This is a genomic window from Streptomyces sp. NPDC001700, from assembly GCF_053596435.1.
The window spans coordinates 392,698-409,416 of sequence record NZ_JBSFGE010000004.1 but is presented as its reverse complement, the minus strand read 5'-3'; the positions used below and the strand labels follow the sequence as shown (position 1 = coordinate 409,416).

At 72.0% G+C, this 16,719-nt stretch carries 19 protein-coding genes; 6 read left to right on the top strand and 13 right to left on the bottom strand.

Going from position 1 to position 16,719, the window contains the following annotated elements:
- Positions 1-56 precede the first annotated feature (56 nt).
- Together ACWC5C_RS10370 and ACWC5C_RS10365 are read left to right on the top strand one after the other, a co-directional pair.
- Positions 57-269 (top strand): hypothetical protein, encoded by a 213-nt coding sequence (locus tag ACWC5C_RS10370; RefSeq protein WP_450875017.1) that lies wholly within the window; start codon positions 57-59, stop codon positions 267-269.
- 149 nt (positions 270-418) lie between these two features.
- On the top strand, positions 419-640 hold the full coding sequence (locus ACWC5C_RS10365; RefSeq protein WP_039936516.1) for a hypothetical protein: 222 nt from the start codon (positions 419-421) through the stop codon (positions 638-640).
- Between the two features lie 62 nt (positions 641-702).
- Here the strand turns inward: ACWC5C_RS10365 and ACWC5C_RS10360 are convergent, their stop codons facing one another.
- The 6 genes from ACWC5C_RS10360 to ACWC5C_RS10335 form a co-directional block, all read right to left on the bottom strand.
- On the bottom strand, positions 703-1,707 hold the full coding sequence (locus ACWC5C_RS10360; RefSeq protein WP_450875016.1) for a hemolysin family protein: 1,005 nt from the start codon (positions 1,705-1,707) through the stop codon (positions 703-705).
- Positions 1,704-3,086: a hemolysin family protein gene (locus ACWC5C_RS10355; protein ID WP_450875015.1), complete on the bottom strand. Its 1,383-nt coding sequence runs from the start codon at positions 3,084-3,086 to the stop codon at positions 1,704-1,706. The genes ACWC5C_RS10360 and ACWC5C_RS10355 overlap by 4 nt, the downstream gene beginning before the upstream one ends.
- 118 nt (positions 3,087-3,204) lie before the next feature.
- Complete coding sequence (locus tag ACWC5C_RS10350) at positions 3,205-3,630, bottom strand: GNAT family N-acetyltransferase (RefSeq protein ID WP_450875014.1); 426 nt, start codon at positions 3,628-3,630, stop codon at positions 3,205-3,207.
- Between the two features lie 87 nt (positions 3,631-3,717).
- Positions 3,718-4,272, bottom strand: a complete 555-nt coding sequence (locus ACWC5C_RS10345) for a hypothetical protein (RefSeq protein WP_450875013.1) — start codon at positions 4,270-4,272, stop codon at positions 3,718-3,720.
- A 12-nt stretch (positions 4,273-4,284) separates the two neighbouring features.
- A complete protein-coding gene (locus ACWC5C_RS10340; protein ID WP_450875012.1) occupies positions 4,285-5,157 on the bottom strand; it encodes a carbohydrate ABC transporter permease in 873 nt (290 codons plus the stop codon).
- Positions 5,154-6,119, bottom strand: a complete 966-nt coding sequence (locus ACWC5C_RS10335; protein WP_450875011.1) for a carbohydrate ABC transporter permease — start codon at positions 6,117-6,119, stop codon at positions 5,154-5,156. Before ACWC5C_RS10335 ends, ACWC5C_RS10340 begins: the two co-directional genes overlap by 4 nt.
- A gap of 220 nt (positions 6,120-6,339) precedes the next feature.
- Between ACWC5C_RS10335 and ACWC5C_RS10330 the strand changes: the two genes are divergently transcribed.
- Positions 6,340-7,653: an ABC transporter substrate-binding protein gene (locus ACWC5C_RS10330; RefSeq protein ID WP_450875010.1), complete on the top strand. Its 1,314-nt coding sequence runs from the start codon at positions 6,340-6,342 to the stop codon at positions 7,651-7,653.
- A 3-nt stretch (positions 7,654-7,656) separates the two neighbouring features.
- Positions 7,657-9,000 carry an enolase C-terminal domain-like protein gene (locus tag ACWC5C_RS10325; protein ID WP_450875009.1) on the top strand — a complete coding sequence of 448 codons (1,344 nt, stop codon included), beginning with the start codon at positions 7,657-7,659 and terminating at the stop codon, positions 8,998-9,000.
- A 13-nt stretch (positions 9,001-9,013) separates the two neighbouring features.
- On the opposite strand, the gene ACWC5C_RS10320 is transcribed toward ACWC5C_RS10325, so the two are convergent.
- The 3 genes from ACWC5C_RS10320 to ACWC5C_RS10310 are packed head-to-tail and all read right to left on the bottom strand — an operon-like array spanning position 9,014 to position 11,808.
- Positions 9,014-10,006, bottom strand: a complete 993-nt coding sequence (locus tag ACWC5C_RS10320; protein WP_450875008.1) for a LacI family DNA-binding transcriptional regulator — start codon at positions 10,004-10,006, stop codon at positions 9,014-9,016.
- A 52-nt stretch (positions 10,007-10,058) separates the two neighbouring features.
- Positions 10,059-10,958: a TIGR03621 family F420-dependent LLM class oxidoreductase gene (locus ACWC5C_RS10315; RefSeq protein ID WP_450875007.1), complete on the bottom strand. Its 900-nt coding sequence runs from the start codon at positions 10,956-10,958 to the stop codon at positions 10,059-10,061.
- A gap of 55 nt (positions 10,959-11,013) precedes the next feature.
- Positions 11,014-11,808, bottom strand: a complete 795-nt coding sequence (locus ACWC5C_RS10310; RefSeq protein ID WP_450875006.1) for an ABC transporter ATP-binding protein — start codon at positions 11,806-11,808, stop codon at positions 11,014-11,016.
- A gap of 100 nt (positions 11,809-11,908) precedes the next feature.
- Here ACWC5C_RS10310 and ACWC5C_RS10305 point away from each other — a divergent pair, with 100 nt between their 5' ends.
- Both ACWC5C_RS10305 and ACWC5C_RS10300 read left to right on the top strand, forming a co-directional pair.
- A complete protein-coding gene (locus ACWC5C_RS10305) occupies positions 11,909-12,154 on the top strand; it encodes an antitoxin (protein WP_385444262.1) in 246 nt (81 codons plus the stop codon).
- Positions 12,151-12,522, top strand: coding sequence for a fic family toxin-antitoxin system, toxin component (locus ACWC5C_RS10300; RefSeq protein ID WP_385444260.1), 372 nt, complete (start codon positions 12,151-12,153; stop codon positions 12,520-12,522). The genes ACWC5C_RS10305 and ACWC5C_RS10300 overlap by 4 nt, the downstream gene beginning before the upstream one ends.
- A 3-nt stretch (positions 12,523-12,525) precedes the next feature.
- Here ACWC5C_RS10300 and ACWC5C_RS10295 read toward each other — a convergent pair whose 3' ends face one another.
- From ACWC5C_RS10295 to bioB, 4 genes are all read right to left on the bottom strand, one after another.
- Positions 12,526-13,197 (bottom strand): class I SAM-dependent methyltransferase, encoded by a 672-nt coding sequence (locus ACWC5C_RS10295; RefSeq protein ID WP_450875005.1) that lies wholly within the window; start codon positions 13,195-13,197, stop codon positions 12,526-12,528.
- 90 nt (positions 13,198-13,287) lie between these two features.
- Positions 13,288-14,001, bottom strand: a complete 714-nt coding sequence (gene bioD, locus ACWC5C_RS10290) for a dethiobiotin synthase (RefSeq protein WP_450875004.1) — start codon at positions 13,999-14,001, stop codon at positions 13,288-13,290.
- Between the two features lie 43 nt (positions 14,002-14,044).
- Positions 14,045-15,361, bottom strand: a complete 1,317-nt coding sequence (locus tag ACWC5C_RS10285; RefSeq protein WP_450875003.1) for an adenosylmethionine--8-amino-7-oxononanoate transaminase — start codon at positions 15,359-15,361, stop codon at positions 14,045-14,047.
- Positions 15,354-16,577 carry a biotin synthase BioB gene (gene bioB / locus ACWC5C_RS10280; protein ID WP_450875002.1) on the bottom strand — a complete coding sequence of 408 codons (1,224 nt, stop codon included), beginning with the start codon at positions 16,575-16,577 and terminating at the stop codon, positions 15,354-15,356. Before bioB ends, ACWC5C_RS10285 begins: the two co-directional genes overlap by 8 nt.
- Between the last annotated feature and the right edge of the window lie 142 nt (positions 16,578-16,719).

Genomic DNA, 16,719 nt, shown 5'->3' with positions numbered 1-16,719 from the left:
TCTTATCCGGTGCACGTGGGCTGCGCGGAGGCCGAGGCGCGCGCATTATGAGCCGCATGGCGCTGACCCACATCTACTTCGAGGGCGGCGCCCGGAACGGGACGACGGCGAGCTGGAACCTCGAACCGGGCGCGGACATCTACGACGACAACATCTTCCGGCCGCCCGAGCTGTACCGGCGGACGGACCGCACGAAGGTGATCGGGCACGTCGAGTACGTCGTCTTCCGCTACGACCCCACGGCCCCCCGGCCCCGCGGTCGCCCTTGAGCGGCCCCGCCCGGGTATGGCCGGGAATGTGCGGCGGGGGCGGCGCGCGGATGCGAACGGGTCGCTCGGTTGGGCGGAGCAGGGTTCCGGAAGGCGCCGAGTAGGGCAGTCTGGTGCCCGTGGATGCCTTTGAATGCGACCGTACGACGATGGCGATCGTCGCCGCCGCCCTCGCCGACGACGGTGAGGGTGCCGCGGCCCTGCTGGAGCCGCTGGAGACGCGCGACGTATGCCGGGTCGCCGTCCGGCTCGCCGCGATGGCCGCCGACGCGCTGCTGGCCGTGGCCGAGGAGGGCGGCGGCGGACGGGAGGAGGCGCTGGCGCACTGGCAGGCGTGCATCATCGCCCATGAGTCCAGACGGGACCAGTGACGGCCCGGTTCCGCCGCTTCCCGTCACGCCGCCTCGGTACGCGCGCCGCCTCGGCGCGCCCGTCACGCCACCAGGAGGCGCAGCACGTCCTCCATCGTGACCAGCCCCTCCAACCGCCCCTCCGCGTCGATCACGGGCGCGAGATGGGTTCCGCTGTCGCGCATCGCGGTCAGTACGTCGTCCAGCGGCGTCTGGGACCGCACCCGGGCGACCGGCCGCAGCTGGTCGGGGCGGAACGGAACATCGCGCGGATGTTCGTCCAGCGCGTCCTTCACATGCAGATAGCCCAGGATCTGCCCCGCGTCGTCGATCACGGGGAAGCGGGAGAACCCGGTTTCGGCCGACATCCGCTCCAGCTCCTCGGGCGTCACCCCGAGCCGCGCCGAGACCACCCGGTCCAACGGCAGCACCACGTCCCGCACCGGCCGCCGCCCCAGCTCCAGCGACTCCCGCAGCCGCTCGGCACCCCGGTCGTCCAGCAGTCCGGCCTGGCTGGAGTCCGCGACCATACGGGCCAGTTCGTCATCCGAGAACGTGGCCGTCACCTCGCCCCGGGGCTCGACCCGCAACAGCTTCAGCAACGCGTTCGCGAACGCGTTGACGGAGAAGATGACCGGGCGCAGCGCCCGCGCGAGCGCCACCAGCGGCGGCCCGAGCAGCAGCGCGGTACGTACCGGCTCGGCCAGCGCCACGTTCTTCGGCACCATCTCGCCGACCAGCATGTGCAGATACGTCGCCAGGCTCAGCGCGATCACGAACGAGATGGGATGGATCAGCCCGAGGGAAAGACCGGCCGCGTGGAACAGCGGCTCCAGCAGATGCGCCATGGCCGGTTCCGCGACGGCGCCCAGCACCAGCGTGCACAGCGTGATGCCGAGCTGGGCCGCGGCCAGCAGCGCGGAGACGTGCTCCAGCCCCCACAGCACGGCCCGCGCCCGGCGGTCGCCCCGCTCGGCGTACGGCTCGATCTGGCTGCGCCGCACCGAGATCAGGGCGAACTCGGCGCCCACGAAGAACGCGTTCGCGACCAGCGTCAGCAGACCGATCAGCAGCTGTACGGCGATCATGGTCCGGCCCCGCCGTGGTCCCGGCCCCGGTCATGGCCCTGATCGTGGTCATGGCCGTGGTGGCCGTGGTGGTGGGGGAGCGGGGCGTGCAGCCGGACCCGGGCGGCGCGGTGGCCCGCCGCGTTCACCACCTCCATCCGCCAGCCCTCCGGCTCGACCGTGTCGCCCACGACCGGGATACGGCCCAGCGCGGCCGCGATCAGCCCGGCCAGCGTCTCGTACGGCCCCGGGGGCACCCGCAGCCCGATCTGCTCCAGCTGATCGACCCGGGCGGCGCCGTCCGCGTCGTACACCGCCCGGCCCTCGGCGTCCTCGCCCGCCGGGGCCAGGTCGGGGGTCTCGTGCGGGTCGTGCTCGTCGCGTACCTCGCCGACCACCTCTTCGACGATGTCCTCCAGGGTGACGACCCCGGCCGTGCCGCCGTACTCGTCGATGACCACGGCCATGCTGCGCATGACCGAGAGCCGGTCCAGCAGCCGGTCCACGGTGAGCGACTCGGGGACCAGCATGGCCTCGCGCATCAGCTCGGACACCGGGTGGCGCGGCCGCGCCTCGGCGGGGATCGCCAGGACGTCCTTGATGTGGACGATGCCCGCCACCTCGTCCAGGCTGTCGCGGTGCACGGGGAAGCGGGACAGCCCGGTGGCGCGGGTCGCGTTGGCGACGTCCTCGGCGGTGGCCCGTACGTCCAGCGCGATCACCTGCACCCGGGGCGTCATCACGTTCTGCGCGGTCAGCTCGCCCAGGTTGAGGGTGCGGACGAACAGCTCCGCGGTGTCCTCCTCCAACGCGCCCTCCTTCGCGGAGTGCCGGGCGAGCGCGATCAGCTCCTGCGGGCCGCGCGCCCCGGCCAGCTCCTCGGCGGGCTCCAGGCCCATCCGGCGCACCAAGCGGTTGGCGGTGTTGTTGAGGTGGGCGATCAGCGGGCGGAAGGCCGCGCTGAAGGCGCGCTGCGGGGTGGCGACGGTCCGGGCGACCGGGAGCGGGCGGGAGATCGCCCAGTTCTTGGGGACCAGCTCGCCGACCACCATCATCACCACCGTCGACAGGGCGGTGCCGATGACGAGGGCCGTGGTGTGGGCGACGGAGGGGGACATCCCGAGCGCGCCGAGCGGCCCGCCCAGCAGCGCGGCGATGGACGGCTCGGCGAGCATGCCCACGACCAGGTTGGTGACGGTGATGCCGAGCTGGGCGCCCGAGAGCTGGTACGTCAGGCCGCGCACGGCCTTCAGCGCGCTGTCCGCACCGCGCTCGCCGCGCTCCACCGCCCGGTCCAGCTCGCTGCGCTCGACCGTGGTCAGCGAGAACTCCGCCGCCACGAACGCGCCGCATGCGAGCGCCAGCAGGAGCGCCACGGCCAGGAGGAGGACTTCGGTCATGGGGTCACCTCCGTCCCATGATCCGGCAGGGCCCGGAGGAGCGCGCGACGGGAGCCGCCGCGCACTCTCATCGTAAAGCGGCGGCAAGGCCCCGGGCCGGGGCGAAGTCCCCGGGTCCTCAGCGCGTCAGCGGCTTCACCCAGCGGCTCCACTGCGGCTCCCGGGCGTACCCGGCCGCGCTCCAGGCGTGGTGGGCGAGCGCGTTCTCGTCGAGCACCATGGCGTCCCCGCGCCGCCCGCCGAGCGCCGCGAACCGCTCCTCGGCCGCCGCGAGCAGCGCGGTCGCCACGCCCTGGCGGCGCTGGCCGGGGTGGACCGCGAGCCGGTACAGATGGCAGCGCCAGCCGTCGAAGCCCGCTATGACGGTCCCGGCGAGCGCCCCGTCCCGCTCGGCCAGCAGCAGCGCCTCGGGGTCCCGGGTGATCAGCCGGGCCACCCCGTCCCGGTCGTCGCTGATGCTCGTACCTTCCGCGGCCTCGCGCCAGAAGGCGAGCACGGCGTCGGCGTCCGAGGGGGTGGCGTGGCGGGTATGAAGATCATTCATGGAGTGAGCCAAGCAGAGCACCGGCCCCTCCGGCGACCCCTTTTTTTGCGAGATCAGGGGGTGCGCGAGATCAGGGGGTGCGCGAGGTCAAGGCATGAGCGGGCGCCAGGTGTCGGTGGCGGTCGCGGCGAGCGCGAGCGGGCCGAGGACGACCAGCAGCAGCACGGGCGACATGGTCAGCAGGACCGCCGCTGCGGCCGTGGACCCGGCCAGCAGCACCGGTACGAGCGGCTGCCCCGGCACCGACCGGAACGCCGAGGCGAGGACGGCCCGCCAGCGCACCCCGTCCCGCCAGGCCGCGGCGCACCGCAGCCCCAGGGCGGCGAGGGCGGCGGTCGCGACGGCGAAGGCCGGACCGGCGCCCGGCCCGCCGTGGGCGTCCAGGGCGAGCGCGTCCAGCCACAGCAGCGCCAGCACCCCGGCGGGGGCGAGCCAGACGGACGGCCCCGAGCGCAGCACCCGGCGCAGCGCGGCCAGGAAGTGGCGTGGCGTCACGCCCGTTCCGCCGTGCGCCTGCTCGCGCAGCACGGTGCAGCCCGCCACCAGGGCGGGGTACGCGGTGACCACGGGCAGCGAGGCGACCAGCAGGAACACCCCGAGCAGCAGACAGTCGGCGAACGGCGCGAACCAGAAGCGGCGCATCGGCCCGGCCCCCTATCCCTTGAGCCCGGAGGTGTGCACGCCCTCGACCAGCAGCCGCTGGAAGGCGAGGAAGAACAGCAGCACGGGCACGAGGGTGAGCACCGACATCGCGAACATCGGCCCGAACGCGGCGCTGCCGGACTGGTCGACGAACATCCGCAGGCCCAGCTGCAGCGTGTAGTCCCGTGGGTCGGCGAGATACATCAGCTGGGAGAGGAAGTCGTTCCAGCTCCAGATGAACGAGAAGATCGTCGTGGTCACCAGGGCCGGTTTGAGCAGCGGCATGATGACGTGCCAGAAGGTGCGGTACGGCCCGCAGCCGTCGATGACCGCCGCCTCGTCCAGTTCGCGCGGCAGCGAGCGGATGAACTGGACGATCAGGAAGACGAAGAAGGCCTCGGTGGCCAGGAACTTCGGCAGGATGAGCGGCAGGAACGTGCCGACCATGCCGAGCTTCTGGAAGATGATGTACTGCGGGATCAGCACGACGTGCATCGGCAGCATCAGCGTCCCGATCATCACCGCGAAGTAGAGCCCGCGGCCCCGGAAGCGCAGCCGGGCGAAGGCGTACGCGGCCAGGGAGCAGGACACCACGTTGCCGAGGACCGCGCCGGTGGAGATGAGCAGCGAGTTGCCGAACAGCCGCCACAGCGTGATGCCGCTGATCCCCTCGGCCGCCTTGGTGTAGTTGCCCGGGGTGAAGACCTCCGGGACGGGGCTCAGATTCGAGATGATCTCGGTGCCGGACTTCACTGACGCCGTGACCAGCCACAGCACCGGATAGAGCAGTACGAGGCCGAGCGCCACGCAGACGAGGTGCCACACCGCGGAACGCACGCGTGGGGTGGTGGTGGCGGCGGGGGCCGGGGACGTCGCGGTCGTCATGACGTCTCCTCCTGTCCGTAGAAGACCCACAGCCGGGAACTGCGGAAGACGAGGAACGTGACCAGGGCGATGACGGCCAGCAGGACCCACGCCATCGCGGAGGCGTATCCCATGTGGAAGTTGGTGAAGGCCTGTTGGTACAGGTACAGCGAGTAGAAGAGGGTCGAGTCGGACGGCCCTCCGGTGCCGTTGCTGACCACGAACGCGGAGGTGAAGGACTGGAAGGAGTGGATGATCTCCATGATCAGGTTGAAGAAGAGGACCGGCGTCAGCATCGGCAGCGTGATGGAGAAGAAGGTACGGATCCGGCTCGCCCCGTCGATCGAGGACGCCTCGTACAGCTCCTTCGGGATCTGCTTCAGCCCGGCCAGGAAGATCACCATCGGTGCGCCGAACTGCCAGACGGTCAGCATGATCAGCGGATACAGGGCGTAGTCCGGGTTGTCGGTGAGGCCGCCGATCTCCAGGCCGAAGAAGGCCAGCGAGCGGTCGGTGAGACCGCCGGTGGCGAACAGGGACCGCCACACCAGGGCGACGCTGACGCTCGCGCCGAGCAGTGACGGAGCGTAGAACGCGGCGCGGTACAGGCCGACTCCACGGCTGGCGCGGTTCAGCAGCAGCGCCACGGCGAGCGCGGCCGCGAGCTTGAGCGGCGCGCCGATGAGGACGAACTTCAGGGTCACGCCCACCGAGGTGAGGAACCGGTCGTCCTCCAGCATGTAGCGGTAGTTGGCCAGACCTACCCACTGCGGCTTCGAGAAGAGGTCGTAGTCGGTGAACGACAGATACAGCGAGGCGAGCATCGGGCCGAGGGTCAGGACGACCGCGCCGATCAGCCAGGGCGCCAGGAAGACATGTGCCGACAGCACCGATGAACGGCGGCGGCGCCGCGCCGGGGCGACGGCGTCGGTGACACCGCTGGGGCGGGGCAGGGGACGGGGCGGTGCGGTCGCCTGGGCCATGCGTGCTCCTCCGAGGCGAGGGTGGATGACGGCGGCAACGGTTGCACGGGAAAGCGCTTGCGGCAAGAGGCGGGCGCGGTTGAACTTTTCCCTGATGATTCGGTTCTTGACATTGACTGAGTGCTGCACGCAAGCGTAATTTCCGGCTCAGTCTGAAACAGAGTGGCAACGTTTGCAGTCGCTCGTCCGCCGTCCCCGCCCCGCAGAGTGAAGGGCCGCGATGTCCGCAACACGCCGTCCCCCCACCCCCGTCTCGCCCTCGCGCCGCCGACTCCTCACCTCGCTCGGCGCACTGGGCCTGGGCGCCGCCACCGCCGGGTGCGCCACCGCGCGGGCCGCCGACGACGACACGGTGACGCTCGACTTCCAGTGGTGGGGCGCCGACGATCGCAACCTGGCCACCGCCAAGGCGCTGCGGCTCTTCGAACGCCGCCATCCGAAGGTGAAGGTGTCGGTCTCCTTCACCGGCTACGACGCCTACTTCCAGCGGCTCGCCACCCAGGTCGCGGCCGGTGGCGGCCCCGACGTGCTGCAGATGGACTACTACCAGGCGCGGGCGTACGCCGACTACGGACTGCTCGCGGACCTCGGCGGCCCCGAGTTCTCCGCCCTCTCCCTGGACCAGGTGCCCGCCGCCTATGTGAACGCCAACCGCCTGGGCGGGAAGCTGTACGCGGTCCCGACCGGACTCGTGTCACAGGCCCTGTTCGTCGACCCGGTCCTCTGGCGCAAGGCGGGCGTCGGTCTGCCGAAGAAGGGCTGGACCTGGGACGACCTCCTGCACGACGTCGGCCCCGCCGTGAAGCGGGCGGTGCCGGGCCGAAGCCCGCTCACCGACTTCGGCGTCTACAGCGAGTGCTTCAACGTCTGGCTCGCCCAGCGCGGCAAGACGATCTACAAACCCGATACCTCGCTCGGCTTCACCACGGCCGATCTCGCCGCGTTCTGGGAGCTGACCTCGCGGCTGCGGGACAAGGGCATCTTCACCCCGCCCCACATCACCGCCTCCTACGACGGTTCGACGGAAAGCTCTCCGATGGTACGGAAGCTCTCCACCGCCGAGTTCAAGCTCACCTCCACGGTCACGCCCTACTTCGAGGCCTACGGCGAGGTCGCCGCCGTGCCGTTCCCCACGGTGTCCTCCGGCGCCCCGCTCGGACTGACCGCAGGGGCCGGGATGATGTGCGTCCAGCAGCGCAGCCCGCACAAGCGGGAGGCCGCGCTGCTGCTGGACTTCCTGCTCAACGACCCGGAGGCGGGCCGCGCGCTCGGCGTCGTACGCGGCCTCCCGCCGAACCGGCCGAACCTCGACCGCCTCGCGCCCGGCTTCACCAAGGGCGACCGCATGGTCTACGAGTACGTCACCGCGTACGAGAAGGACTTCGCGCCCGCCCCGCTGCCGCCGCCCGGCTCCGACGAGGACAAGCTGGAGTTCGAGAGCGTCTACCAGGACGTGATCTTCGGCAAGCAGAGCGTACGGGCGGCCGCCGCCCAGATGATGGAGAAGTTCCACACCACCGTGCCGCAGGGCTGAGCCATGATCATCCGCGAACTGCGGGTCACCCCGATCGCCTTCCGTGACCCCCCGCTGCTCAACGCCGACGGAGTACACCAGCCGCACGTCCTGCGCGCGGTCGTCGAACTCGTCGTGGACGACGGCCGGGGCGGCGAGGTGACCGGCCTGGGCGAATGCGCCGGTCACGCCTGGCAGCTCGACTGGCTGACCCTCGTCGGCGCCCAGCTGGCGGGCCTCCCCGTCTACGACACGGCGGCGGTCGGCCGGACCGTCCGCGCGCTGCTGTCCGGCCGGGCGGACGGCGTCGACTACGGCCCCGACGCGCCGTGGCGGCGCTGGTCCGACCGTACGAGCCCGCCCGAATCGCGCGGCCCCGCCCCGATTCCCGCGCCCGCCTTCGACGTACGGCGCGTGTACGCGGCGATCGAGGTCGCGTGCCTGGACGCGCAGGGCAGACTGACTGGCGTACCGGTGGTCGATCTGCTGGGCGGCCGGGTACGGGACGCCGTGCCCTACAGCGCGTACCTCTTTTACAAATGGGAGCGGCACCCCGCACGCGACGGCGCCCCCGCGATCGAGGACGAGTGGGGCGCCGCCCTGGACCCCGAGGGCATCGTCGCCCAGGCGCGGCGCATGGTGGATCGGTACGGTTTCCGCTCGCTCAAGCTCAAGGGCGGGGTCTTCCCACCCGATCAGGAGATCGCGGCCATCCACGCGCTGCGGGCGGCGTTCCCCGGGCATCCGCTCCGTATCGATCCCAACGCCGCGTGGACGCTACGGACCTCGCTGACGGCGGTCCGCGAACTCGAAGGCGTCCTCGAATACCTGGAGGACCCGGTGGCCGGGGCAAAGGACATGGGCGCCCTCGCCGCGCGGACCTCGATCCCGCTCGCCACCAACATGTGCGTGAACTCGCTGGAGACCATGCGGCCCGCCCTCGACCACGGCGCGGTGCGGATCGTGCTGGCCGATCACCACATCTGGGGCGGGCTGCGGACCACCGCCGCGCTGGGGGACGTCTGCAAGGCGGTCGGCTGGGGGCTGTCCATGCACTCCAACTCGCACCTGGGCATCAGCCTCGCCGCGATGACCCACGTAGCCGCCGCCACCGAGGAGCTGGCCTACGCGTGCGACACCCACTACCCGTGGAACGCCGCCGATGACGTGGTGGCGCCCGGTGCGCTGGCCTTCGCCGACGGAGCCGTGCGGGTCCCGCCGGGCCCGGGTCTCGGGGTCGAGCTGGACCGCGCCGTCCTCGACCGGCTGCACGCCACATACCTGGACCTGGGGCGCGAGCACCGGCACGACGCGCTCTACATGAGGACCGTGGAGCCGGACTTCGACCCGGCGCTGCCGCGCTGGTAGTTCCGTACGGCTCTCACTCCACCGCGGCCGTCGACCCCCGCACCACCAGATGCGTCTCCAGCACCCGCTGCATCGGCTCCGCCCCCTCCACCGCGGGCGTGCCCAGGATGCGGGACAGCAGATCGACGGCGGCCCGCGCGGCGTACGCCTTCGGCACGGACACCGTGGTCAGCGGGGGCGCGGCCATCCCGGACAGCGCGAAGTCGTCGCAGCCCACCACGCTCATCTCGTCCGGCACCCGCACCCCGCGCGCCGTGAACCGGCTGATGAGCCCGAACGCGACGATGTCGTTGAACGCAACCACCGCGCTCGCCCCGCTGGCGAGCACCACATCGGCCGCGCCGGTGATCCCGCCGTCGAACTGCGGGGCCACGCTCCCCACGTGGACGATCTCGACCTTGCCCGACTCCGCCATCGCCTCGACGCCCGCCGCCCGCTCCCGCGCCGCCCAGGAGCTGCGCGGCCCGCCGACGTACGCGATCTTGCGGTGGCCCAGGGCGTGCAGATGGGCCACCGCGTCGGTCATGCCCGCCATCAGGTCGGCCGTGACGCTCGCGAAGCCGGGCTCCCTGCGGTGCAGCAGCACGGTCGGCTTGGCGGCGAGTTCGTCCAGCGACCGCAGTTCCTCGCCGCTCAGATGCGGGGAGACCAGGACGAGCCCGTCCACCTGCGGGGCCAGCGTGCGGATCGCGTCCAGCTCCAGGGCCTCGTCGCGCTCGGCGTCGGATACGAATACCGCGTAGTCGAGGCCCCGGGCCCGGGACTGGACGCCCTTGCAGCACTCCGCGTAGAAGGGGTTCAGCAGGTCGGGGACGATCACGCCCAGATGGCCGGTACGTCCCGTGATCAAGCCCTGTGCCGCGCGGTTGGGCTGGTAGCCGAGCCGGTCGGCGGCGGCCCGCACCCGCTCGCGCGTGACGACGCTGACCGTTCCCCCGGGGGCCAGCGCCCGCGACACCGTGGACGGCGAGACCCCTGAGGCCTTCGCGACGTCTCGAATGGTCACCTGCACGACCTGAGGTTTGCACCCCCGCTCCTGTTACGTCAATGCACGTCGGTCACGCTCCGTGCAGCTCTTCGATCACCGGGGCGAAGGCCTCCATCTGGTGCTCCAGCACGGTGAAGTACGAGAAGCCGAAGCGCTCGCGGTGGGCCCGCAGCTGGTCCGCCATGTCCTTGGGGTCGCCCAGCAGCAGCGCGGGGTGTTCCAGCAGCTGGTCCTCGGTGAGGTCGGGGGCGTACGGCCGCAGCTCGCGGGCCTTGGCGCGGTGGTCGCCGGTGTTGTCGACGATCTGGATCAGATAGTTCAGCTCGGCGGGATCCGGTCCCCTTCCGGCTTCGGCCGCGAAGCCGCGGAAGGCCGCCACCCGCTCCTCCAGCGCCTCCGGGCTGATCATCTGCAGCGGGACGGCTGCGTCGTCCGGGGCCGGGACCGCACCCGTGAACGCCGCGATCTCCGCATGACGTGCGGCCACCCGCAGCAGCCGGTTGCCGTTGCCGCCCAGGACCAGCGGCGGGCGCGGGGCCTGGGCGGGGCGCGGCCGCTGCTCGGGGTCGGTCAGCAGCCGCTCTAGCTCATGGACGGTGTGCTCCAGGTGGTCCACCCGCTCGCGCGGCGATCCGAACGGCAGCCCGGCGCTGTCGTGCTCCGCCTTCACATACCCCGCCCCGAGGCCCAGCTCCAGCCGTCCCCCGGTGAGCGCGTCGCAGGTGGCCACCTCACGGGCCAGCAGGGCCGGGTTCCAGAAGCCCAGGTTGAGGACGAAGGTGCCGAGCCGTGGCCGCTCGGTGACCTCGGCGGCGGCCACCAGCGCCGCGAACGGCGCGGGCATGCCCAGATGGTCGGGGACGAGCAGCACGTCGTAGCCCAGACCCTCGGCGCGGCGGCACTTCTCGCGCCACGTCGGGGCCGATTCGAGCGTGAGCAGATTGACTCCGAAACGGAACGGCCTTGCCATGCGCCCTCCTTGATCGGGAAATAACCCGAACGTAGCGGAGAACGGCTCTCGTTGGTCAGCCCTCGTGTGCCACGTACGCCCTGGTGAAGATCTGCATGCGGTTCAGCACCGACTCGGCCGTGGGCCGCTCCATCCGGTCGACGATCCGGCCGTCGTCGAGGAAGAGCACCAGGTCGGAGTGGGCGGCGGCGCTCGGGTCATGGGTCACCATGACCACCGTCTGGCCCAGGTCGTCCACCGCCTCGCGCAGGAAGGTCAGCACCTCCAGACCCGCGCGCGAGTCCAGGTTGCCGGTCGGCTCGTCCGCGAAGATCAGCTCGGGGCGGGAGGCCAGCGCCCGGGCGCAGGCCACCCGCTGCTGCTGGCCGCCGGACAGCTGGGCGGGCCGGTGCTTGAGGCGGTCCCGCAGCCCGAGGGTGTCGATGACCCGCTCCAGCCACGCCGGATCCGGCTTCTGGCCCGCGATGTCCATCGGCAGGGTGATGTTCTCGGCCGCGTTCAGGGTGGGCAGCAGATTGAACGACTGGAACATAAAGCCGATCCGGTCGCGGCGCAGCTGCGTGAGCTGGCGGTCGCCCAGTCCGGTGATCTCGGTGTCGCCCAGCCAGACCTGGCCCGAGGAGACCGTGTCGAGACCCGCCAGGCAGTGCATCAGGGTGGACTTGCCGGAGCCGGACGGCCCCATCACCGCGGTGAACCTGCCCCGCTCGATCTCCACGTCCACCGCGTCCAGCGCGACCACGGCGGTCTCGCCGCTGCCGTACGCCTTGGTCAGGTCGCGGGCCCGGGCCGCCGGGCGAGCGCCGCCCGCCGCGTCCCCGTCTGTCTTCGTTGCCGCCGGTGTGGACACAAACGCCTCCCGTGTCGGAACGGTTTGCCCTCGATGGTAGGGACCGGCATGGATTTGCGCGCCATTGGCGCCGCTAGCAATTATGCGCTAGCGTGAGGGTGTGGCTAAGACACAGCTGAACGTCCGGGTCGATGAGACCACCGCTGAGGTGGCCCGGGAGCGTGCACTGCAGCGGGGAGTGAGCGTGAACCGCTACATCGAAGAGCTGGTCCGGCAGGACGCGGGCGAGGTGGGCCAGAAGTTCGTGGAAGCCGCCGCCGACTTCATGAAGCAGTACGAGTCGGTCTTCGACGAGGAGTTCGGCCGGGAGCCCGGACGGCAGCTCGGGGGCGAAGCGCGCCGTTGACCGTGCGTATCGACCTCGCCTGGCTTCTGATGATCGCCGAACACAACACCCCGGGGGACCCGCGCGTCACCGACTACGGCGTGCTGGTGGCCGCCGTGAGCCGCCACGAGGCGGAGATATTCGGCACCCCGATCTACACCGACCCACAGGAACGGGCTGCCGCGCTCTTGCAGCTGCTGCTCCTCGTCCCGGCCCTGGAGCGGTCGAACGCGCTGTTCGCGTCGGCCGTCGCGTACGCGTACCTGGTCGCGAGCGGGCTGAAAGTGACCACCTCGCCCGAGCGGGTGCGGGATCTGGCGCGCCTGGTGCACGACGGCGCGGTGGATGTGCACGCGATCGCGGACGAGCTGCGCAGCTGGAGCGTGTAGCCGTTACGCCGGAGGGCGCCGCGCCACGCCCAGGGTGCAGTGCGACGTGGGCAGCGGCAGCCCTCGCTCGGGGAGCCGCAGCGACCGGCGGGTGACGGGCTCGAAGCCCGCCCGCGCCAGCTCCGCCCGTACGTCGCGTCCTGTGTGGCAGCCGCCGAACATCAGCGGCCACACCGTCCGGTCCAGCACCCCCTGGGCCGCCGCCATCGCCCGCCCCTCGGCCCGTCCGTGCTCCAGGAACCGCAGTTCCCCGCCCGGCCGCAGCACCCGCAGCAGCTCCGCCAGGGCGCGCTGGACGTCCCGTACGGAACACAGCACCAGGCAGGCCACCGCCGCGTCGAACGCCTCGCTCTTGACCGGCAGCGCCTCCGCGACCCCGGGCGCCACGTCCACCGGCACCTCCGCCCGGTGGCCCGCCCGCACCGCGAGACGGCGCAGATGGCGCTCGGGCTCGATGGCGACGACCTCGGAGACGGTGTTCGGGTAGTGCGCGAAGTTCAGGCCGTTCCCGGCGCCGATCTCGATGACCCGGCCGGACAGCCCGGCCAGCAGCTCACTACGGAGTTCGGCGACCCCGGCCCGTTCGTCGGCCAGGGGGCTGACCTTGGCATAGAAGCGGGCGAAGAGCGGGTGGTGGACGGTTTCACGCGGGGGCCGACGGAGGCGGACGGGCATGGGTGACACCCCTTTTCCAGCGGGACGGCTGTGTACCGGTACCGGGAGTCTGCCCATGCCGCCCCCACCGCTACGCCGTGCGGTGCTCCTTCACGAAAGCTCCTTGGCGAACTGCTCCGCGTCCCAGACGCCGTCCAGCCGTGGGGCCAGCCACCCCGGGGCGGCCGCGCGGAAGTCGGCGGGCGAAAGGGCCCCGGCCCGCTCGGGGACGGCGCCCAGCAGCGGGGCGCCCGCCGCCTCGGGCAGATCGGTCCGGTTGCAGCGGGAGGCGAGGTCCGCGTCGGCGGGCCAGCTGCCGATGACGACGCCGGGGAAGCGCAGGCCCCGGGCGCGCAGCGCCTCCGCCGTGAGGGCCGTGGCGTTGAGCGTGCCCAGCCCCGCGTGCGCGACGACCAGGACGGGGGCGTCGAGCAGCCGGGCCGCGTCGGCGAGCGTCGCGCCGGTCTCGTCGAACCGTACGAGCAGCCCGCCCGCGCCCTCGACGAGCACCAGATCGTGCTCGGCGGCCAGCTTCTCCGCCGCCTCCGCGATCTCCCGTGGCCGCACGGCGGGGCGCCCGGCGCGGCGCGCCGCGGTGTCGGGCGCCAGCGGCTCGGGGTAGCGGGCGAGTTCCCGGAGGGTCACATCACCGGCGAGCCGGGCCACCTCGGCGGCATCGCCCGGTTCATCCGGGCCCACGCCGGTCTGCGCGGGTTTGAGCACGGCGACCGACCGGCCGCGCGCGAGCGCGGCCGCCGCGACGGCCGCTGTGGTGACGGTCTTGCCGACCTCCGTGCCGGTGCCGGTCACGACCAGTACTGACATCTGTTGCTTCGTGCCTTTCGCTGTTGTCTTGTCTGTTGTGCTGTCAGCCCGCCGTGGCGGCGGCGGACCGTACCGCCGCGCAGATACGGGCCAGATCGTCGTCGCCCGTGATGAAGGGCGGCATGGTGTAGAGCATGTCGCGGAACGGCCGCAGCCAGACGCCCGCGCGCACCGCGGCCCGGGACGCCGCCGCCATGCCCGCGTCGTCCAGCGGCTGGTCGAGCTGGACGACGCCGATCGCGCCGAGCACCCGTACGTCCCGTACGCCCGGCAGCTCGGCGGCGGGCGTAAGCCCCTCCCGCAGCCCGGTCTCGATCCGCTTGACCTCCTGCCGCCAGTCGTAGGACAGCAGCAGGTCGATCGAGGCGCCCGCGACGGCGGTGGCCAGCGGATTGCCCATGAACGTCGGGCCGTGGGCGAGCACCGGAAGCTCGCCGCGCGAGATGCCCTCCGCCAGCCGCGAGGTGCACAAGGTGGCGGCCAGCGTCAGATAACCGCCGGTCAGCGCCTTGCCCACGCACATCACATCCGGGCTGACCCCGGCGTGCTCCGCCGCGAACAGGGTGCCGGTGCGCCCGAAGCCGGTGGCGATCTCGTCGAACACCAGCAGCACATCGTGCTCGTCGCACGCCTCGCGCAGCATCCGCAGCAGGGCGGGGGAGTGGAACCGCATACCGCCCGCGCCCTGCACCACCGGTTCCACGATCACCGCGGCCAGCTCGTCCGCGTGGCGGGCCACCAGCTCGCGTACGTGGGCCTCGTACGCGGGGTCGGGCTCGGCGTCGAAGCCGGGCGGCGGCGCGTCGGCGAAGATCTGCTCCGGCAGGACGCCCGACCACAGCCGGTGCATGCCGCCGTCCGGGTCGCACACCGCCATCGGCTGCCAGGTGTCGCCGTGGTAGCCGCCGCGCCAGGTCAGCAGCCGCTGCTTGGCGGGGCGGCCGAGCGAGCGCCAGTACTGGAGGCACATCTTGACCGCGACCTCGACCGACACCGAGCCCGAGTCGGCCAGGAAGACGTGCTGCAGCGGTTCGGGGGTGATCTCCACGAGCCGGGCGGCCAGCCGCACGGCGGGCTCATGGGTGAGCCCGCCGAACATCACATGGCTCATCCGGTCGAGCTGGCCGCGCGCCGCCTCGTTGAGCACCGGGTGGTTGTAGCCGTGGATGGCGGACCACCACGACGACATCCCGTCCACCAGCTCCCGTACGCCCTCGGCCGGTTCGGCGAGCCGCAGCCGGACCCCGGACGCGGACTCCACGACCAGGGGGTCCGTGCGGCCGGGCATCGGGCCGTACGGATGCCAGACGTGCTGCCGGTCCAGGGCCAGCAGCACGTCGGGCGTCAGCGGCTCAGGCATTGGGCGGCAGTTCCGTCCCCGCGCCCCGGCGGCGCACCGCGACCAGATCCGCGTGCGACTCCCCGGCCGCCACGGCGACCGGCTCGGCGGAGGGCTCTGCCAGAGGCTCGGTGTCGGCCACCGGGGCCTCGTGGGCGTCACCGCAGGGGCCGCAGCCGCCGCCCTCCGCGCCGTGCGAGCCGCAGCCGCCCCCGGCGGCCGCGAGGGCGTCGGCGCGGTGCGCGGGCAGCGTCCTGGTGTCCGTGCCCTCCACCTCGAAACCGGCGTCGGCGATCATGTCCAGGTCGTCCTTGCCCGACTGGCCCTCGGTGGTCAGATAGTCCCCGAGGAAGATCGAGTTCGCCAGGTGCAGGGCCAGCGGCTGCATCGTCCGCAGATGGATCTCGCGCCCGCCCGCGAGCCGCACCTCCACGTCCGGGCAGACGAACCGGACCATGGCGAGGATGCGCAGACAGCGCTGCGGGGTGAGGTTCCAGTCCCCGGCCAGCGGGGTGCCCTCGATGGGGATCAGGAAGTTGACCGGCACCGAGTCCGGGTTCAGCTCGCGCAGCGAGAAGACCACGTCGACCAGGTCCTCGTCGCGCTCGCCCATGCCCGCGATCAGCCCGGAGCAGGCCGACATGCCCGCGGACTGGGCCTGCTGCACGGTGGAGACCCGGTCGGCGTAGGTGTGGGTGGTGGTGATGTCGCCGTACGTGGCCTCGGAGGTGTTGAGGTTGTGGTTGTACGCGTCGGCGCCCGCGTCCCGCAGCCGCGCCGCCTGCCCGTCGGACAGCAGTCCGAGACAGGCACAGATCTCGACGTCCTCGTTCTGTTCCTTGATCGCGGCGATGGTCTTCGAGACCCGGTCCACGTCCCGGTCCGTCGGCCCGCGTCCGCTCGCGACCAGGCAGACCCGCTTGGCGCCGCCCGCGACCCCGGCCTCCGCGGCGGCGGCCGCCTGGTCCGGCTTGAGCCAGCTGTACTTGAGGATCTCGGACTTCGAGCCGAGCCGCTGCGAGCAGTACCCGCAGTCCTCCGGGCACAGCCCGGACTTGAGGTTCACCAGATAGTTGAGCTTCACCCGCCGCCCGAACCAGCGACGGCGCACCCTGCCCGCGGCGGCCACCACGTCCAGTACGTCGTCGTCGGAAGTCGCCAATACCGCGAGAGCCTCTGCGCGGGTCGGCGACTCGCCCCGCAGCCCCTTGTCCACCAGCGTGTTCAGCAGGTCCATGGCGGAGATCCTGTCTTACCCCACCGCTCCTGGCCAAGGAGGGACCGTACAAGACGCGGCGTTCGGGGTGTGTGTATTGCCACACCCTGCCCACGCATGCGCACGACTACGTTCTATCCGGACCCCACAGGAAGGCGAGGAA

What these genes read in the sequence shown, in the direction of transcription:
- ACWC5C_RS10370 (WP_450875017.1), top strand. Translation starts at nt 57, where the DNA reads ATGGCGCTGACCCACATCTACTTCGAGGGCGGCGCCCGGAACGGGACG.
- ACWC5C_RS10365 (WP_039936516.1), top strand. Translation starts at nt 419, where the DNA reads ATGGCGATCGTCGCCGCCGCCCTCGCCGACGACGGTGAGGGTGCCGCG.
- ACWC5C_RS10360 (WP_450875016.1), bottom strand. Translation starts at nt 1,707, where the DNA reads ATGATCGCCGTACAGCTGCTGATCGGTCTGCTGACGCTGGTCGCGAAC.
- ACWC5C_RS10355 (WP_450875015.1), bottom strand. Translation starts at nt 3,086, where the DNA reads ATGACCGAAGTCCTCCTCCTGGCCGTGGCGCTCCTGCTGGCGCTCGCA.
- ACWC5C_RS10350 (WP_450875014.1), bottom strand. Translation starts at nt 3,630, where the DNA reads ATGAATGATCTTCATACCCGCCACGCCACCCCCTCGGACGCCGACGCC.
- ACWC5C_RS10345 (WP_450875013.1), bottom strand. Translation starts at nt 4,272, where the DNA reads ATGCGCCGCTTCTGGTTCGCGCCGTTCGCCGACTGTCTGCTGCTCGGG.
- ACWC5C_RS10340 (WP_450875012.1), bottom strand. Translation starts at nt 5,157, where the DNA reads ATGACGACCGCGACGTCCCCGGCCCCCGCCGCCACCACCACCCCACGC.
- ACWC5C_RS10335 (WP_450875011.1), bottom strand. Translation starts at nt 6,119, where the DNA reads ATGGCCCAGGCGACCGCACCGCCCCGTCCCCTGCCCCGCCCCAGCGGT.
- ACWC5C_RS10330 (WP_450875010.1), top strand. Translation starts at nt 6,340, where the DNA reads ATGTCCGCAACACGCCGTCCCCCCACCCCCGTCTCGCCCTCGCGCCGC.
- ACWC5C_RS10325 (WP_450875009.1), top strand. Translation starts at nt 7,657, where the DNA reads ATGATCATCCGCGAACTGCGGGTCACCCCGATCGCCTTCCGTGACCCC.
- ACWC5C_RS10315 (WP_450875007.1), bottom strand. Translation starts at nt 10,958, where the DNA reads ATGGCAAGGCCGTTCCGTTTCGGAGTCAATCTGCTCACGCTCGAATCG.
- ACWC5C_RS10295 (WP_450875005.1), bottom strand. Translation starts at nt 13,197, where the DNA reads ATGCCCGTCCGCCTCCGTCGGCCCCCGCGTGAAACCGTCCACCACCCG.
- bioD (WP_450875004.1), bottom strand. Translation starts at nt 14,001, where the DNA reads ATGTCAGTACTGGTCGTGACCGGCACCGGCACGGAGGTCGGCAAGACC.
- ACWC5C_RS10285 (WP_450875003.1), bottom strand. Translation starts at nt 15,361, where the DNA reads ATGCCTGAGCCGCTGACGCCCGACGTGCTGCTGGCCCTGGACCGGCAG.
- bioB (WP_450875002.1), bottom strand. Translation starts at nt 16,577, where the DNA reads ATGGACCTGCTGAACACGCTGGTGGACAAGGGGCTGCGGGGCGAGTCG.